General features: G+C 58.3%; 9 protein-coding genes. All 9 read right to left on the bottom strand.

All coding sequences use genetic code 11. The annotated features are described in order from the left end of the window. Positions 1 to 68: 68 nt before the first annotated feature. The 9 genes from E9954_RS19910 to E9954_RS19870 all read right to left on the bottom strand — a co-directional run bounded on the left by E9954_RS19910 (position 69) and on the right by E9954_RS19870 (position 17,063). Positions 69 to 3,497 (bottom strand): glycosyl hydrolase, encoded by a 3,429-nt coding sequence (locus E9954_RS19910; RefSeq protein ID WP_168442429.1) that lies wholly within the window; start codon positions 3,495 to 3,497, stop codon positions 69 to 71. Positions 3,498 to 3,519: 22 nt separating this feature from the next. Then, positions 3,520 to 6,384: a sulfatase-like hydrolase/transferase gene (locus tag E9954_RS19905; protein WP_136081025.1), complete on the bottom strand. Its 2,865-nt coding sequence runs from the start codon at positions 6,382 to 6,384 to the stop codon at positions 3,520 to 3,522. 54 nt (positions 6,385 to 6,438) lie between these two features. Beyond that, the gene (locus E9954_RS19900) at positions 6,439 to 7,230 is read right to left on the bottom strand and encodes a PEP-CTERM sorting domain-containing protein (RefSeq protein WP_136081024.1); all 792 of its coding nucleotides are present in this window, start codon (positions 7,228 to 7,230) and stop codon (positions 6,439 to 6,441) included. Between the two features lie 66 nt (positions 7,231 to 7,296). Beyond that, positions 7,297 to 9,138 carry an Ig-like domain-containing protein gene (locus tag E9954_RS19895; protein ID WP_136081023.1) on the bottom strand — a complete coding sequence of 614 codons (1,842 nt, stop codon included), beginning with the start codon at positions 9,136 to 9,138 and terminating at the stop codon, positions 7,297 to 7,299. 46 nt (positions 9,139 to 9,184) lie between these two features. After that, on the bottom strand, positions 9,185 to 10,891 hold the full coding sequence (locus E9954_RS19890; RefSeq protein ID WP_136081022.1) for a LamG domain-containing protein: 1,707 nt from the start codon (positions 10,889 to 10,891) through the stop codon (positions 9,185 to 9,187). Beyond that, positions 10,892 to 11,401 carry a sigma-70 family RNA polymerase sigma factor gene (locus tag E9954_RS19885; protein ID WP_136081021.1) on the bottom strand — a complete coding sequence of 170 codons (510 nt, stop codon included), beginning with the start codon at positions 11,399 to 11,401 and terminating at the stop codon, positions 10,892 to 10,894. A 118-nt stretch (positions 11,402 to 11,519) separates the two neighbouring features. Continuing rightward, positions 11,520 to 12,335 carry a glycoside hydrolase family protein gene (locus E9954_RS19880; RefSeq protein WP_136081020.1) on the bottom strand — a complete coding sequence of 272 codons (816 nt, stop codon included), beginning with the start codon at positions 12,333 to 12,335 and terminating at the stop codon, positions 11,520 to 11,522. A gap of 125 nt (positions 12,336 to 12,460) precedes the next feature. Then, positions 12,461 to 13,849 carry a sulfatase gene (locus E9954_RS19875; protein WP_136081019.1) on the bottom strand — a complete coding sequence of 463 codons (1,389 nt, stop codon included), beginning with the start codon at positions 13,847 to 13,849 and terminating at the stop codon, positions 12,461 to 12,463. Positions 13,850 to 13,868: 19 nt separating this feature from the next. Beyond that, entirely contained in the window at positions 13,869 to 17,063 is a 3,195-nt protein-coding gene (locus E9954_RS19870) for a glycoside hydrolase family 2 TIM barrel-domain containing protein (protein WP_168442428.1), read from the bottom strand. Between the last annotated feature and the right edge of the window lie 39 nt (positions 17,064 to 17,102).

Raw genomic sequence — 17,102 nt, 5'->3', positions numbered from 1 at the left:
TGCCACACCCCTGTTTCTGACAATCAAAGTCTGTTTTTTTGAACAACAACCGCCACTGGAACCGGGAATTATTGTTCAATGCGCACCCGGTAGAAGCGTGCCTGCCCGGGTAGCGCATCGGGCGCCAGCACATATTCAACCCGACCGGCGGACTCGGTCTCCGACTGGATGGAAAAGCCACCGTCTGCCCATCCGGATGAATCCGTCAGATTGGAGTTGGTCTCGATCGACCACGCCACATCGGAGGCATGGCGGTTTGCGCCAAAGGCCAGCGCCACGCCGTTCGTTGCCGAAACCGAAACCGGGGAGGCATCCGGATTCAGCGGGTCGAGCAGGAAAAAATATTCCGCAAGGTTGGAAAGCGAATCGCCATCCGGGTCGCTTGTCTCGAAGGCCTCGGTTCCAGCGAACACATTCGTGAATGCCTGATCCACCCAGTTTCCGTAGGTGTCGGCATAGGGATAGGCCGGACTCATGGGCGGCACGAAAAACCAGTGGTAGTATTCCCCCGAGGCCGTACCCAAGTGAACGCCGTCCGCATCGGTATAACGCAGGTTTTTGCCGGAGCCGCGGTTGGTGATCAGCTGCCAGCCGTCGCCGACGCTCGACCACGACCATTGGGCGGAGGTGGATGCGGTGTCGGCGGTTGCCCATTCCACCGCCGTGGAACCGACCTGACTGAGCCGACGGCGATCGACCGGCGAAACCAAATAGAAATATCCATCGCCGGTCGGCTCGAGATAGACCTGAACGGTTTCGTCGCCGGTGCGGATGTTCGCCGCACCCACTGTGCTCGAACCGTCATTCAGCGGCCGCATGTGGAACGCATAGTTGTGCAGGATGTACGACTGCCGTTCGCGCGGCTGCAGCTCGCCGTTCCAGCCCATCCACAGTTCACCGATGGCGGTAAGCGTGCCGTTTGTATCCGCGATATTGGTTCGGCGAAGACGCCCGGTCGGGTCGGTCGGCTGCGGATAGGTATCGCTGTCCTCGTTGAATCCGAACAGGGCATAGCGTCCACATTCGGGGGTGCCCTCCAACAGCCAGAGCAACTGGAGCAATTCGTGGTAGAGCTGGTTTTCCGACCAGTTCTGATTGTCGCTCCAGTCGACGAATCCGAATTCGGTCAGGAACACGGTGCGGTCGTCATATGCGGCCGAAAAGTTTTTGAGATTATTGATTACGTTTTCGGCGTTCGGCCCCGGATAGGTGTGCATCGCAAGATATTCCATCCGATAGCCGAGATCTTCGGCCTCCACCATGAAATCATCCATCCATTCGTCCGTCCAACCCGTCGTAGCCGGGCTGGCCAGCGGCAGTCTCCCAACCTCCAACTGCGGCCACAGGCGGATCGCCTTCTCCACGGTCATGTTGGCTTGGTTCGATGAATCCGGCTCGTTGTATCCCAACAGCATCATGGGATAGGCAAACGAACTCCACTCCGCAATGTGCATCGTGAGCGGCAGCTTGCCCTTTTCCGGACGATACGCGTCGGCCTGCATATCCACCGTGCTCCACTGCATGGCAATGAAATCGGACTGCGTGGCGTTCCAGCTGGAAGCGGGAATCTTACCCCAGTTGTAGATCCAGGCAGGCTGGCCGTATTCCAGATATTGAAAGCCGCCGCCAAACCCTTTTTTCGGATTGGCGCGCATGAAATCGATGTTCCACTTCTGCCCGCCGGAGTCGCTGCGCACCATCTGGCGCAACCGCCCGTCGGTGCCCAGCTCGATCCGCATGCCCGACCAGACGTTCTCAAGATAAACCAATCCGTCTCCGGCATTCGAAATGCGCCACTGCTGGCTGGGAAATGCGGAATATTCCTCCGCGACAACCCCGGCGCCCTCGACCAGCGATGCTTCGGCCGCAGCGATACATGTGTGAGTTCCGCGATTGAAAATGCGATAGGTATCGGAACCGACGTTCAGCAGCAATTGCCAGGACTGCCGCGTATCCGTCGTCGAAGCCGATTTCAATTCGATGGCTGACGGCCCCACGTGAAGCACGTTTACTTCGCCAAATGGACGGAGATGATGGAACGAATCGCCATACAGCAGATAGTCGTTGGCCGGCGGCCCTCCTACACGCGCGCCGGTTCCGAGCGGATAGTTCCCCTGCCGGTTTTCGGGAAAAACCAAAAACTCGCGGATCTCGATCGGTGCCACGTCCGGACAGACCAGGCGGATGCGGTCGGCAAAAACGTCGGATGAAAAATCGACAACAAGTGCATCGTTCGTGTTTCCCGTCACCGTTCCGCCGGGCACGGCATACCAGTTGGCTCCGGAGTCGCTGGAATATTCGAGCGCAAAGTTGGTGACCACTCCGCTGCCCGCGCCGTCGCCCGAATAGAGGTGCACGCTGCCGATGCGGATTTCGTCGCGCAGGTGGTAATCATTGGTGTGCGGCCCGACGGCGGCCGACTTCCATGACGTCCCGATATAGCCGTCGTTGGAGAGGCGCGGATAGGCACCCGCCTCTTGCGAGCTCGCTTCGAGATATGCCCCTTTCGCCATGCTCAGCTCAACGCCCGTTCCCAGGGGATAGCCGGCACCATCGTTCGGAGGAAAGACCGCCCACTCGCGAATACGCGGAATTCCGTCGCCCCCGACCGCCGTGATTTCGAGGCGCAGCTTTTCAACGAACAGCGAAGGAAAGATGACGGAACGATCCACCAAGGTGTTGCCCGAGACCGCCGCTCCGGGAACCTCGATCCAGGCGCTTCCATTCGTTTGATAATAGAGTTTGAAGGCAGAACAATAATTGAAGCCGTTCGCGCCGCTGAACAGATGATAGCTGCCGATTTCGACCGGCCCGGGAAACGCAACATCCAGCGTATGCGGCAACGCCGAATCGCCGATCCACGCATAGTCGAAACCGACCACGCCATCGGTCGCATAGCGCCCAAACCCGGTATCGGCTTCGTAGCTCGCGGCGACATCGGCGTAGCGCACGAGGTTATGCGTTTCGTGTCCGGCCGAATAGCCCGCCACGCTAATCTTCACGTCCCCGGTGGTATTGTCTTTCTTATAGCGAATGTTCCCCGTTCCTCCGGTGTTGACGTTAATGCGGAAGACGGAGTTCGAGCCGTCGATGGTAGCCGTAAGCGGCTCATCGAAACGCCACGCATATTCCCCCGCCCCGGAAAAAACCAGTTGATCCGTAACGGAACCGATCAACACATCATCGGCATTTCCAAAGACGCCGTCTGCACCGAGATAGGTGACCGTTGCGGTGGCCTGGGTTGCGGTCGTCCCGCTTGAACTGGAGGCCCAGCCAATGCCGGAAACCGTGATTTCGGCTCCATCCGTTCCGGCCTGGACACCTGCCCAAGTACGGTTGAAATTAATATTTCCGCCGGTCTGGTCGCCGCCGCCGGTCGCGGCCTCGTCGAGAAAAAAGTCGGGGCCGAGCGCGGTGGTTACGTCGCCCTGCACGATCGGTTCGGCCCAGGCACACGATGCAAGGGCAACCGCTGAAAACAAAATGATCCTCTTCATAACCAAACCCTTCAACGCGTTTTTATTCATAGACATCGAGACGGATGAATTGGTTCGAAACCACGCCCGGATCGATGTCCAGGGTCTGCAGCACCACTTCGAACCCATTGCCACGGTCAACGGTTTCCGTGGCCCAGAGCGGCGCGGGTTGCCACGTCGAAAAAAGATCGTCGGCAACCTTTACGTCATACGTCAAGGACTGCCCCTTGCGGCGGAGGTGCGCATAGGTCAGTGCGCCTTCGTTCACCGCAAGCGACGGCATCTCGATCTCGCCGCGATGAGCGGGATCGCCACCTAGGGCATACTCGACGATATCGGGCACACCATCCCCATCCATGTCCGTTGAATCCCCGGGGATACCGTGGACGGCTTTCCAATCTTCGAATCCGATGTTGTTGCTGCCGGATATGCGCAAGGGGACGTTGTAGGTTGACGTGTTGGCGCCATCGTCGATCTGCAACTGGATTGGGTTGTAGTAGGCGTTGGTGGCGGAGGGGGTTCCGCTGAGCTCGCCGGTGACCGGATCGATTTCGAGCCAATCGGGCTTCCCGGAAAGAATGCTCCACGTACATGCAGGGCCGGGGGTGCTGTATTCCAATGGCATGGAATACGGGGTGTTGGTTTGCGCCGCTTCCAGGTCGTAGGTTCGAATGGCCAGCAGCGGGCCGCCTGCATTGAAGTGCGGATCTGTCAGGGTTGATTCATAGGCCGCCCACGTGGCCTGAAGCTCGGCCAGCCGGTCGGGTTCGCCGGTGGCCTTGTTGCTGTATTCCCCGCTGCCGCTTGCGTGGTTGAAGAGATATTCATCGCCGGTGGTGCGGTTGAAATAATATTTATAGTCGCCGGAACGCACCGCGATTTTCGTGGTGTCCCCGCGGCGCCAATAGAGCTTGCGCGGCGAGGTGGTTGCCACGGCATTGGTCAGGAAAGGCATCAGGTTGATGCCGTCCGTCCTGATTTCCTGCAGTTGGTCTGCGCCGGAGATCGCGGCAAAGGTGGGCATCAGGTCGAGGCTGCTGACCGGCGAATCATGCTCGGCGATCTGCCCGGCGGGTATGGTGCCCGGCCAGCTGATGGCAAAGGGCACGCGTATGCCGCCTTCCCACAGTTCCCCCTTTTTGCCGCGCAGCGGATTGTTCCTTGACCAGTTTTGATCCGGCGGCCCGCCGTTGTCGGAATGGAACACCACCACGGTGTTTTCGGCAATTCCGAGCAGGTCGAGCTGATCCAGCAGGCGACCGATGTTGTCGTCCATGCTGACGACCATGGCGCCATAAATCCGTCGGTTTTCATTGTCGGACTCGGTGGAAAAATGGCTGACGACCGGCACGCGTGCGAGATCTTCCGCCTTGGCATGCATCGGGGCATGAGGTGCGTTGTAGGACATATACATGAACCAGGGCTGTGCCGGATGGTTGGTGGTCTGGTTGGAAATGTAGTCCAGAGCCTGGTCGGTCAGGAAGTCGGTGACATAGATGTCGGCCGGTTCCTGCACCCACACGCCGTTGTGCTCGATGGAATCATCCTTGTTATATTCCGTCACCTGCCAATAGGAACGCGAACCGCCGAGGAAGCCATACCATTCGTCGAAGCCGCGCAGATTGGGATGGAACAGGTTGGTGTTTCCTCCGATATGCCATTTGCCCAATCCATGGGTCTTGTAGCCCGCTGTTTGCAGGACATCCGGGATGGTCTTCTGCCCCGGATCGAGGCCGATGACCGATCCTTCGTCCCACTGGGCGGCCGGCAGGTTGGATTCGAAACCGAACCGGCTCCCCGAGCGGCCGGTCATCAGTCCGGCGCGCGAAGGCGCACACACCGAGTTGCTCACGAAGCCCGCCTTGGCGCGAACACCGCCGTTGAAAATACGGTCGATCTGCGGGGTTTCGAACTCCAGGTTCGCCCACCCATTGGCACTGATGTCGGCATAGCCAAGGTCGTCGGCCAGAATATAAAGAATGTTCGGCTTAACGCTGGGCGGCTCCGCATTCACCTGAATATGCAGCGTCGCCTGGTTGGTTCCGCCGTTGCCATCGGTCGCCTGCACCGTCCAGGTGTTCTTTCCGACCTCATTCGTGCCAGGCAGACCGGATAGAGCACCATTGGTTGAAATGGTCAACCAATCCGAACCGGGGCCGGAAAAGCCGGAAGGAACCTTGGAAAAGATCAGCTCATCGCCATCGGCATCCGAGGCCACACCGGCCAGCGTGCCGGAGTAAGGTACGTCCTTAACGGCGGCCGTTCTGCCGAACGGATTGGTCTTGAATTCGGGAACGCTGTTGATGGGATTGAGGGGGAACACCTTACCGGCCACCGAGATGTTCATCGCCTGGTTCGCATTGCCGGTGGTTTTGTTGTAGCGGGTGACGGGGAAGGTCGCGTTGTATTTAAGTTTCAGCGCACCCGTGTTCGAAATATGGATGCCGATTTTTGTGCTGTTGGCGTCCGCAACAAAGCTGACCGGTATATCGAAATTCACATAGACGGTCTCGGTGGAACCGCTGTAGCCATAGGATGCCGTCGCCGTGCCGAGCGATGCCAGGCCGCCCGCCCCCGTATCGCCAATCCCGCCCGCACCTTGCAGCACATCGAACGTGAATGTGCCGTTTGCGGAAGCATTGTGCACCGTCAGCGCAAAGCCGGTGATCTCCACCGTGTCGCCCACGACCCAATATCCTGCGCCGTCAATCAACACCGTGAAGTTGTCGCTGTAGCCATCGTTGTCGGTGGCATCGCTGCCTCCGGCCGCCGCGGCATCGACAAACAGCGTTTCACCGTTCGGGTTCAGCAGGCCGGAACCAACCGTGTAGCCGCTCGTCATCACCGCGGCGCTAACCGCTGCCGTAACGAACACCATGGCCGTTAGAATGGTTGTTGTTAAACGCATATCAAAAAAGAGGGGCGCGGACGCCCCTTCTTGCCCCCGGCTAAAAACCCAGAATCACATCTGAAGCCTGCGACGGATGAACAGGATGGTTCCGCCCATCCCCAGAACAAGGCCGATCGAGGCCGGTTCAGGGACGGCCACAACTTCAATGCCGCCAATACGAATTGAATCGTATAGGTTATAAACACCACCGCCGGCGCCCTCGGTATCACCCATCTGGTAAGCGAACATGACATCCTGTCCGTCCGCTAAAACACCCAGATTTCCCCGATCCATGAAACCCGTGTTAAACGATCCATAATGCGTGGTATCCTGAAGAACTGTTGTTCCATCTTGCAGAGTGAGATCGTTGTTTGCAGCGGTGCCCGGATTGATTTGGAAATTATTATCGCTTGTGGCGTTGTTCCAAAGGTTCGTCCATGTGCCCCCCCCATCGAGGCTGGCAAAGATGCCATACGTGGAACGCTCATTCGCGCCGGTTTTGCTGATATTTTCCAAATCGAGCCTCCAGTTCATCGAACTGGTATCCAGCTGATAACCACTATTCACGGAAATCGTGAAGGCGAAGTAGGCCGAGGTGAACGGGTTGTCATCCGCATTCCCACGTACACCCGTATCCCCACCTTCAACCGCAAATCCATTGTTCGTGGTGCCCGTGTTCGTAATGAATTGAGCCAACTGCGAGTTGCCTCCACCGGTTCCGGTAAACGTGATGTCACTTACTGATGCATTCCAAATCGAATCCACCTGTGGACTCATATCGCCCTCGAAGCGAAAATCCACGAAACCGGCATGGGCATTCCAGGCAACCGACAAAGCCACAAAAAAAACACTTATACTTTTCATTATTTACTCCTGATGTATGCACTGCCCCTGCCCGTCGGCAGGGGCTTTTGAAAATTAATCTATTCCTTACGGCGCCTGCTCGATCTTCAGCTGGATGAACTTGGCGTTGTCCACGGTTTCGACCAGGTTGGTGACATAGTCGAAGGTTCCCATGGTTACGTTGGTGCCGGACACCGTATAGCCCTCGTTCATCCAGGACGCGGGAACCAGGCTCGCGGTCAGATCCAAATAATAGACCAGGTTGGTGTCGTCGTTGCGCTGGGCGTGGATATATTCGAGGCCGGCGGCACCCGGCCCGAAGGTCGGCAGCTTTGCCGGCTCGATAACGCCGTTGGTCGGGTTTCCGTCCAGTCCATATTCATAGAGGTTGCTCAGGCCATCGTTGTCGTGGTCTTCGGTGGGGCCGTTGGTTACGCCAAAGTCGGAAACCCACTGGTCGTAGGGCCCAAGCTCCGGCTCGCGGTTCACAACCCCGGCCACCGATACCTGCATAGCTGAATTCAAGTTGCCGTTTACATGGTTGTAGCGCGCGACGGGGAATGAACCATCGGCCTTCAAACGCAACTGACCGGAATTCGAAATATTGATACCGATGTTGGTCGAATTGGCATCGGCCAGGAAGCTGACCGGGGTTTCGAAATTGACATACATGACATCGGTTGCACCATTGTTGTTATAGGTTGCGGTTGCCGTACCGAGCGAGGCTAGCCCTCCTGCGCCGGACGCCCCGATTCCGCCTGCGCCCTGGCGGACATCGAAGGTCATGGTTCCGTTGGCGGTTATGGCATGGACTGTTACAGCAAATCCGCTGACTTCGACTGTGTCGCCGATTTCCCATAAGCCTGCCCCCGGAATCAATACGGTGAATACATCCGCGTACCCATCGGTATCCGTTTGGTCGGAACCGCCTGTTGCTGCAGTGTCTACAAACAGGATTTCATCGTTCTGCGTCAGCAGGCCGGAGCCCACAGTATAACCCGGTATCATGGCACCCGTTTGGGACAAGACTTCGATGGCCATCGTGGCCGTATTGGTTCCCCCCTGTCCATCCGTCACCTGAACGAGCCATTCGTTGGTTCCGATGTTGGCCGCAAGAGGAGTACCCGTTACCGATGTGCCATCCATGCCGAGCCAATCCGAACCGGGGCCCGAGAATGATAGGAGTTCGAAGGTCAAGGGATCGTTGTTGGGATCGGTTGCCGTGTCAAGCAGGCTTTCGTTGTAGGGCGAATCTTCAACAGCCACCGGACGGGAGAACGGATCTTCAACGAATTCCGGCGGCTCATTGGGTGAAGTTCCAGGAGTCACATTCCCGGCCACCGAAAACTTCATCAATTTAGTTCCAAGATTCCCATTGCTGTAGTTGTACATGGTTACGGGAAAGGTGCTTTGGTTTTTCACTCGCAGACGGGCCGAATTTGAAATATTGATACCGATTTTGAACGTGTTTTCGTCAACGACGAAGCTGACCGGCGTATCGAAATTAACGTACATGGTAGCATTGTTGGTCTTGGTATATGAAGCGGTAGCCGAACCAATGGAAGCCAATCCCCCAGCGCCGGATGCACCCGTTCCTCCGGATCCTTGGCGAATATCAAAGGTCATTGTACCCGTATCGGTGTATCCTTGGATCTGGAGGGCAACACCTGTAATATCGACCGTGTCGCCAAGTTGCCAATTCCCTGCCCCATCGATCAAGACGGAGAGCCATGCCGCAGAACCGCTATCTGCGGTAACATCATCTCCACCAGTACCGGCAGAGTCCTCGAAAAGCACGGATCCCGCCCCGCCATTATCGACATGCAGCTGGCTTCCGGTTCCAATCGTATAGTCCGGGTTCATGGTCGCGGCCGAGGCCACTCCCGCACAGAACCCCAGAACAACCGCCATTATGACTTTCATTTTCATCTCTACCTCCGTTTTGGTTATGATTACTGGATTCGTAAACAGATCGTTATTCGTCCACCGGCACGGGCAACGTGGCCAAGGTCGGCAGCGACCAAGGCACGAACGAAACCGCCGTTTTTTGGTTCGGGGAATTTTCCATGAACAGGCGCGAAGCGTGCGAGGGCAGCACCGCCTGGTTGAAGACATACACCTCGTCCACCAGACCGCGCAGGCCGACGGAATCGGTCTGGGAAAGCATGCCGGGGCGGCGGTCCCAATAGACGCGGCCGATGGATATGGAGCCGCCGCCGATTTCGGGATATCGATCCTGCGGCAGCCAGGTTTCGCCGCGGGCACTCGAGCGCGCCAGCTGGCCGTCGATATAGTGCCGCACCATCTTGCCTTGGTAGCCCCGAAGGAATACTGCCGTGACATGGTGCCAACGCCCATCGCGCAGATCCTTCGATCCACAGATCCACCGGTTGCGGAAAGCAATCCACAGCGCACCGACCACCCCTTTATCCGGATTGTCGTTGATGTGGATGCTGCAGGCCAGCTCCACCTCGTCGTCGGCGTGCCACGACTTTTCGGGATCGCTATACATGCGCCAGGTGAAAATGGTCTCGTACATGGAAGGGGTGGTTTCGGGATCGATCTTGATCCAGAAGGCGACACTGCCGGGTTCGTCGGTCCCGAACTCCTTCAGGTCGGCCCGCGCGCCTTCGCCATGCCCCGTAAACTGAAGGGCGCGGCCAAAGCGGCCGGGCACCCGTTTCGGCATGGGATATTCCGGATATTCCGCAATGCCGTCGAGCCAGCCGTCGCCATTGGGAATATTGCCCAGGTTCCGAACGGTGGCGCCGCGCGGTTCGTCGAAATTATAGTGGACATACTTCAAATCCTTGAGCTCCGGCGGCTGCGACAAATCGACCCGCGGCTCGATGATTTGCTTGGTTAGCATCACGGGATCGGCCGTTCCGCGGGCAATCTCGACCGATTCCTTTCCCACGAGACTCTTGCGCACCTCGCGGCCGGTTTCATCTTCGGTGAAAAGATCAACCGCGCCACGCTCCACCTTGACCATGGTATCGGTGCGCTCCCCGCCGCTTCGGATCAGGGTGAGAGCGGTATTGGCCGTCAGTACGGCATCCGGCGTGGTGACCGTGAGGCCCTCGGAGAGGCCGGGGACATCCAGCACCAATTCGCCGGACAGCAAGGCCAGGCGACGTAGCGAGGATAAGTCCATTCGGACCGGCGCCACGAAACCGAGGCGGGTTCCGTTGTCGAGGACAACATCGAGTGTTCCGCGTTCCAGGTCGAGCAGGCCCGGCTTCAACTCGCCGTTGGCGATTTCCACGGAATTTTCCGCCCCCCATCCCAGATCCTGCGAGCCAACCACCCGCGCAACGATCTGGTCGTCGCGGGTCAAAATGGTCGCGTCCGTTTTCACCAGGAGGGTATCGCGTCCGGTTCCCGGGCGCGGAACCAGCAGCAAGGCCGCAACCAACGAAGCGGCGATGGCGGTCGACCATCCCACCAGGGGAAGGATTTTGCCGGGGTTCTTCGGAAATTCCCGGATGACGGTTTCGGCGCAGTTGCCCATGAATTGGCACTCCAGATCATGGAACAGGCGTTCCATCCGGAAATAGTCGAACTGGGCGGCTTCGTCGCCGTCCAGCAAGGCTTCCAGCGTGGCCAATTCATCGTCGGTCAACGTTCTGCCGTCGTGGCGCGCGCTTAACAGGCGGTAAAGTGTTTTGTGTTTCCTGTCCATCTAGGCTCTCTTCATTTCCAACTGGATGATTCGCAACAGTTTTTCGCGGGTGCGCTGGAGTTGCTTATATAGGGCGTCCGGCTTTTCGCCGAGTTTCTCGGCCAGCGTCTGGATGGTTCCGCCGCTGCTGTAGCGGTGTTCGATCAGCAGGCGCTCGCGCTCGCTCAGGCTCCGGATCGCGGATTGGAGGATCTTGCTCTGGGCCGCCAGCTCATCGTGGCGTTTTTCCTCCACCACAGCCATGGATTCCAACAGTTCGTTGCTGAAATATTTTTGCCGGGTCTTGAGCTTTTGCCGATAATTCCGGACGGCGTTGAAGGCAAACGTCAGCGCCCAGGGTAAAAACGGCTTTTCCGGGTCGCGAAGCTCATATTTTTTCCAGATCGCAGTGGCTGTTTCCTGCAGGATATCGTCCACATCGCTTTTATTATTGATCAGGCTCGCGATGTAGAACCGCAAGTCCTGCTCACAGGCGCTGTATTCCCGAATATATTTTTCCGTAATATCCATTTGCCGAACCTTCTATCTATAAAGGTTGCCGCACGCCGGTATCTGACCGGTTTTTCGAAAAAAAAATCCCCTACCCCAATTTATGCCCCGGCGCCGGGAAAACCAGGGATCCACCGGATTAAATCGATGCGTATAGATCGCCGAGCTTGTTGGCGGTTCCGTCGGCATTGAACAGGACGGAGGTGTTGAGCGGGTGGTAGTAGTAAGGTGAGGAATACCAGGCGTAGCGCTCGACATAGTCCCGCTTTTCGAGCTGTGGAAGCACGGTTTCCATAAACTTGAGCACCTTGTCCTGCGAATACAGGTTGGGGCGGTCGGCGCAGGCCTCCCAGTCGGCCACGCAAAATTCCGTAATCCATATGGGCTTTTTATAGTACCGGTGGATCTGTTCGACCCGATCGAGAAAAAAGTCGACGTTATCGCCCATGTAGGAATGCATGGCGATGAAGTCGACGCGGTATCCCTTTTTTTTCACGCCCTTCATGAAGGCGTCCATCCATTCGCCGTCGGCGTGGACACAGGCCGGGCTGCCCAGCCGGATGCCAGATTCCATGAGGATCGGCCAAAGGCGGAGCGCGTCTTCGACGGATAGTTTGGCCTGGTTGTATTGGTCGGGTTCGTTGAATCCGAGCACGGTATCGAATCCCTTTTCGCCAAGCACCTTGAGAATTTCAGGGTTGCAGCTCCACTGCCCCCAGATCATCGGGACAAACTCAACAGAAGAAACCACGGGTTCGGGCGGGGTGGCACCCCAGGTGTAGAACCAGTCGGCCTTCGCCCCAAGCAGCTTTTTCCTCCAGTCCGGGTTCGACTTCAGTTCGAGGCCGATCCCCTTCTTGCCCGGCTTTTCCTCCGCGCCCCTCACCGCCGCCGACGATGCCACAACGCATGCCGCCGCCTGAAGCATGGCGCGTCTATTGGATTCCAGTCTCATGGCGGAACCCTAGTACGATATACTAGAAATATCGATCCTCGATCCGGGAAAAAATTCCCCTATTCCGACTCCATGTAGACGCGGACCCGTCCGAACAACGCATCGTTGCAACCTCAAGGGAACACCTACTTCCTCTTTTGGGATTTTTTTCCTTCGTCCGGAGCCGGCGCACCGATGCCGACGCCGAGCGGCGGCAGGGTGGTTTCCCACTTTTCATACTGGGCGCGCATCCTGGAGGCCAGCTCGGGATGCTCCTTGACGAGGTTGTTCTTTTCGCCGATGTCGTCCTCGATGTTCCAGAGGAACTCTTCGCCCTTGCGGCGGTTCTGGTGATACTTGAACTTGCCCTCCCGGATCGCGACCTGGGTTTTCTCACCGCGCCGCCAGTAGAAGGTCCGTCCGGGAAGCGAGCCAGTCCGTTGCATCAGCAACGGCATCAGGTTCAGGCCGTCGGTTTCGATGGTGGTCTTCTTGTCCGCGCCGGAGATCGCGGCGAAGGTCGGAAGCAGGTCGAGGCTGATGACCGGCTCGTTGTTCACCTGCCCCGGCGGAATGGTTCCCTTCCAGCACACGCCGAACGGAACGCGCACGCCCCCTTCGAACAGCTGCCCTTTCATGCCCCGCAACGGCCAGTTCGACGAACTGTTCTTGTCCGTGGGCCCGCCATTGTCGCTCAGGAAAACAATCAGGGTGTTTTCGGAAATACCCAGGTCATCCAGGCAGTTCAGCACGCGCCCGACATTGTCGTCCATGTTGACAACCATCCCGGCGTAGATTTTCCGTTTTGGATTCTTGAAATCATAATCGAGCCTCTCCAGCACATCGTCCTTCGCCTCCAGGGGCCCGTGGGGCGCGGTGTAGGAAAGGTACATGAAAAACGGTTGGTCCTTTTGCCGGGTTTCCAAATAGTGGATGGCCTTATCGGTCAGCACGTCGGTCACGTAGAAATCCTCAACCTGGCCTTCGTCCATGTAGCCGTAGTCGACCATCAGCGTCTTGATCGGATCGTGCTTTTCCAGCGCCCAGTAGGAGCGCGAGCCGGAGATCAGCCCGCAGAACGCATCGAACCCGCGTTTGAGGGGATGGAACAGCTTCTGGTTGTCGCCGAGGTGCCACTTGCCGATGCAGTAGTTTTCATAGCCAACCGCCTTCAGCACATCGGCAATGGTCTTTTGGTCGAGCGGAAGACCGACGGTGGAACCGGGTTTACTGGACAGGTCGTGGTTCAGGTTCGATTCAAAGCCGAAGCTGCTGCCCATGCGCCCCGTCAGCAGCCCGGCGCGCGACGGTGCGCAAACCGAGTTGGCCACGTAGCCCTGCGTGAAGCGGACGCCTTCGTTGAAGATGCGGTCGATGTTCGGCGTCTTGAACTGCTTGCAGCCCTGCACGCTCAAATCGGCATAGCCCAGGTCGTCGGCCAGGATAATCAGGACGTTGGGCTTTTTTGGAGCCGCCTGCGCCGCAGCGGCAAACCCTCCAGCCAACAAAGCAATCCACGCAACAGATCGAAACATATCTCTTCTCCTTGTTTTCTCAGTTCGCCGCGAAGGGCATGATCATAAACCGATATTCGACCGGGGCGGAGAGCACCTGGTATTTCTCCATGGTCGGCGGGCCGCACGATCCGTTGCCGACGCCGGAGACGCCGGCAGCAATGCGCAGCTCGGTCGCGGTCGGCTCATTCGGCAGCTTGACCGTGTGGCGCGCCTTGGCCAGCTCGGCCTGCGTGTAGGGCAGCACACTCATCGCCAACGGCTCCGGGGCGATCACCCGCAACCCGCGTCCATCGGCATCGGAGAGTTGCATCCAACGCACCTGTTCGCGGTTGCCGTGATCCTGCGGTTTGGCATAAGGCACATAGTGCCCCATCACCGTGTTTTCATGAATGCCTGTCCAAGCACTGGTTGAGCGATCCACATAGTTCCCATGCGGCCCAAGCCCATAATAGGAGACGCGATCGAGGGTCGGAGCCAGTTGGAACCGCACGCCCATCCGGGGAATCCAGACCTCGGAACCAAGTGCCCCGGCGGGCGACACCTTTTCAACCAGCGCGGCCTGCCCCGCGCCGTCGATCGTCCACGTCTGCTCCTCGTCGAAGCCCGCGCCTTCCGAACTGCGGAAACCGGACCGGATTTGCACCACCACCGGCTTGCCGGACTGCGCCGCCGACACCTTCGAGGGTTCCACCTTTGCCAGCTCCCGCAACTTAAGCCGGTCGTATTCCTTGAGGTGCAGCTTCCAGTGGCGGACATAGTTATCGATCATCGCCAGATCATGATCAAAGTGGCGGTCCTCCGAATCCGGCGCCATCAGTTCGGTTCCGCCGACCTTCAGCGAGACCAGCGTTCCCTTCGCCTTGCTGAAGGTGTAGACCGCATCACCGCCGCGAACAACAATCGCCTGGTCGTCTTCCGTATAGGTAGCGCTTGCCCTGGCGGCCTTTTGATTCGGTCGCCATTCGCCTCCGAGCTTGAATTCGGCAAAGGTGACCTCATGCCCCGCCGGCACCAACGGCTGCGCTTCGCGAGTCTGGTACGACATACGAAGAATGCGCTCGCCACCGGAAGGGTTGCGGGTGATCGGGATTTGAACGATCTGTTTTTCACCGGGCTTCGCGGTTAAGTTTTCCACCCGTCCGTTTTCGGCGACGCGACCGTTTTCACGCACGTCCCATTCCAGGGTGAAAGCCGAGAGATCGGTTGAGATGTGGCGGTTGAAGATTTCGAACCGCCCGTCTTCGAGCGAGAGGGCTTTGGTGAAGACCGGTTCATAGCATTTCTTCACTTCGGCCAGCTTCGGCGTTTCGGTGCGGTTCGGCAGCACGAGGCCATTCAGGCAAAAGTTGCCCGTGTTCCGCGCCCAGTCGTTCCAGTCGCCGCCATATTGATAATAGACCGTTCCATCATCACCGACGGCCTCGACGCCCTGGTCGACCCAGTCCCAGATGCAACCGCCATTGAGCCCGCGCTCTTCGTGCTCGTAGATATAGTCCCAGACCTCCTTGAGCGCGCCGACCGCGTTGCCCATGGCGTGGCGGTATTCGCAAAGAAAGAAGGGGCGCTTTTCATTTTTCTTTTGCACGTGCCGTTCCATCTGCGACAAGGCGCCATACATGGGCGTGATGGCATCCGGTTTGTCGGAACGGCGGCGATCCGGGCGCTTGCCCTCGTTGTCGTTCCCCCGATCGCACATCACCAGGCGCGTGGGGTCGATGGCCTTCGCGGCGTCGTACTGCGCGTCGAAGGTGTTGTCCCACCCCTGCCCCTGCTCGTTGCCGAGCGACCAGATGAAAACCGCAGGATGGTTCTTGTCGCGCTCGACCAGGTTGACCATGCGGTCGACCGACTGCGGGATCCACTGCGGATGGTTGCCCGGAATCTCCTGGCTGATGGCGTGCGACTCCAGGTTGGCCTCATCGATCAGCGCCATGCCGTAACGGTTGCAGAGATAATACCAGCGCTCGTCGTTCGGATAGTGCGAGGTACGGACGGTGTTGATGTTGCTGCGCTTCATCAGCTCAAGGTCGCGGATCATCGACTCCACCGTCACCTGCCGCCCCAGCTTTGGATGGTGGTCGTGCCGGTTGACGCCCCGGATGAAAAAGCGCTGGCCGTTGAGATGGAGATTCCCCTCGCGATCTTCGAACCGGCGGAAGCCGGCATCGATGCGCACCGTCTGCAACGCTGTGCCGGAAGCCTCCTTCAGCGTTGCAACCAGCGTGTAGAGATTCGGCTGTTCCGGGCTCCATGGTTTCAGCCCGTTGAAGGAACGGGAGCCGGAAACCTTTGCGTGGAGCAGGCGGGACGCCTGCGGTACGGCTGCCGACCAGCGGTCAACGGTTTTAAAACCGTCCATCAGCTCAAATTCGACCGAAGCACCAATCGGCGCCTGTTCAACATCCACCTCATAAACCGCGTCCACCGTTTTCAGATCGGCGGAGGGCGTGCCGACAAAATAAAGATCCTCAATCCGCTGTTCCGGTTCAAAGCGCAGGAAGACATCGCGGTGGATGCCGGCAAAGCGCACCATGTCCTGGATTTCCAGGTAGCTGCCGTCCGTCCAGCGGTAGACCATCATCCCGATCAGGTTTTTGCCCGGCTTCAGGTATGGCGCCAGGTTGAATTCAGCGGGCGTCATGCTGTCCTGGCTGTAGCCGACTTCCTTGCCATTCACATAAATGCCGATGCCCGCCTCGACACCGCCGATGCGCAGTACCACGCGGCCGTCCAGCCGTTCGGCGGGAACGTCCACCCATTTGCGGTAGCAGCCGGCCGAGACATCCTTTGTGTTCAGAAAACCCTTCCGGGCGGAGGCCATCAGCTCCTCCCGGCCACTGAAATTTTCCTGCCACTTGCCGCCGGGATTGTTGTAGTTGAACCAGAACGGCTGTTCGGTGTTCGTGTAGTAGAGGCGGTCATGGCCATAGGTTTGCCAGCACCCCGGAACGGGTATCGTTCCCCACTCGGCGGCATTGCTCCAGTCGGCAGGTACCTTATCGACCGAGGAATACCAATTGAATTCCCACTCCCCGTTCAGACTTTGGTATGCCGAGCGGTTCCAGGGATTGGAGATGTCCAACGGCAGGATGGCATCCGCGCGACCGTCGCAGACAATAAACTCCGCATGCGCCGGCTCCTTGTTCACCCGGAAGATTTCGGGGTTGCGCCAATGCTCTTGCGCATCAACGCCTGCCGCGATCAAACCAAGTAAAACTAATTCCCGAGCCATCCTCGCCATGCCCATCCCCCCGCTCTCTGCTTTTCAATC

This window comes from Pontiella desulfatans (assembly GCF_900890425.1).
Taxonomy (GTDB): domain Bacteria; phylum Verrucomicrobiota; class Kiritimatiellia; order Kiritimatiellales; family Pontiellaceae; genus Pontiella; species Pontiella desulfatans.
The sequence above is the reverse complement of the archived record's forward strand: the minus strand, read 5'-3'. Positions and strand labels throughout refer to the sequence as shown.

Bases quoted from the DNA above. Each gene is read 5' to 3' on its own strand.
- E9954_RS19895 (WP_136081023.1), bottom strand. From the start codon at position 9,138: ATGAAAATGAAAGTCATAATGGCGGTTGTTCTGGGGTTCTGTGCGGGA.
- E9954_RS19870 (WP_168442428.1), bottom strand. From the start codon at position 17,063: ATGGCTCGGGAATTAGTTTTACTTGGTTTGATCGCGGCAGGCGTTGAT.
- E9954_RS19905 (WP_136081025.1), bottom strand. From the start codon at position 6,384: ATGCGTTTAACAACAACCATTCTAACGGCCATGGTGTTCGTTACGGCA.
- E9954_RS19875 (WP_136081019.1), bottom strand. From the start codon at position 13,849: ATGTTTCGATCTGTTGCGTGGATTGCTTTGTTGGCTGGAGGGTTTGCC.
- E9954_RS19885 (WP_136081021.1), bottom strand. From the start codon at position 11,401: ATGGATATTACGGAAAAATATATTCGGGAATACAGCGCCTGTGAGCAG.
- E9954_RS19880 (WP_136081020.1), bottom strand. From the start codon at position 12,335: ATGAGACTGGAATCCAATAGACGCGCCATGCTTCAGGCGGCGGCATGC.
- E9954_RS19900 (WP_136081024.1), bottom strand. From the start codon at position 7,230: ATGAAAAGTATAAGTGTTTTTTTTGTGGCTTTGTCGGTTGCCTGGAAT.
- E9954_RS19910 (WP_168442429.1), bottom strand. From the start codon at position 3,497: ATGAAGAGGATCATTTTGTTTTCAGCGGTTGCCCTTGCATCGTGTGCC.
- E9954_RS19890 (WP_136081022.1), bottom strand. From the start codon at position 10,891: ATGGACAGGAAACACAAAACACTTTACCGCCTGTTAAGCGCGCGCCAC.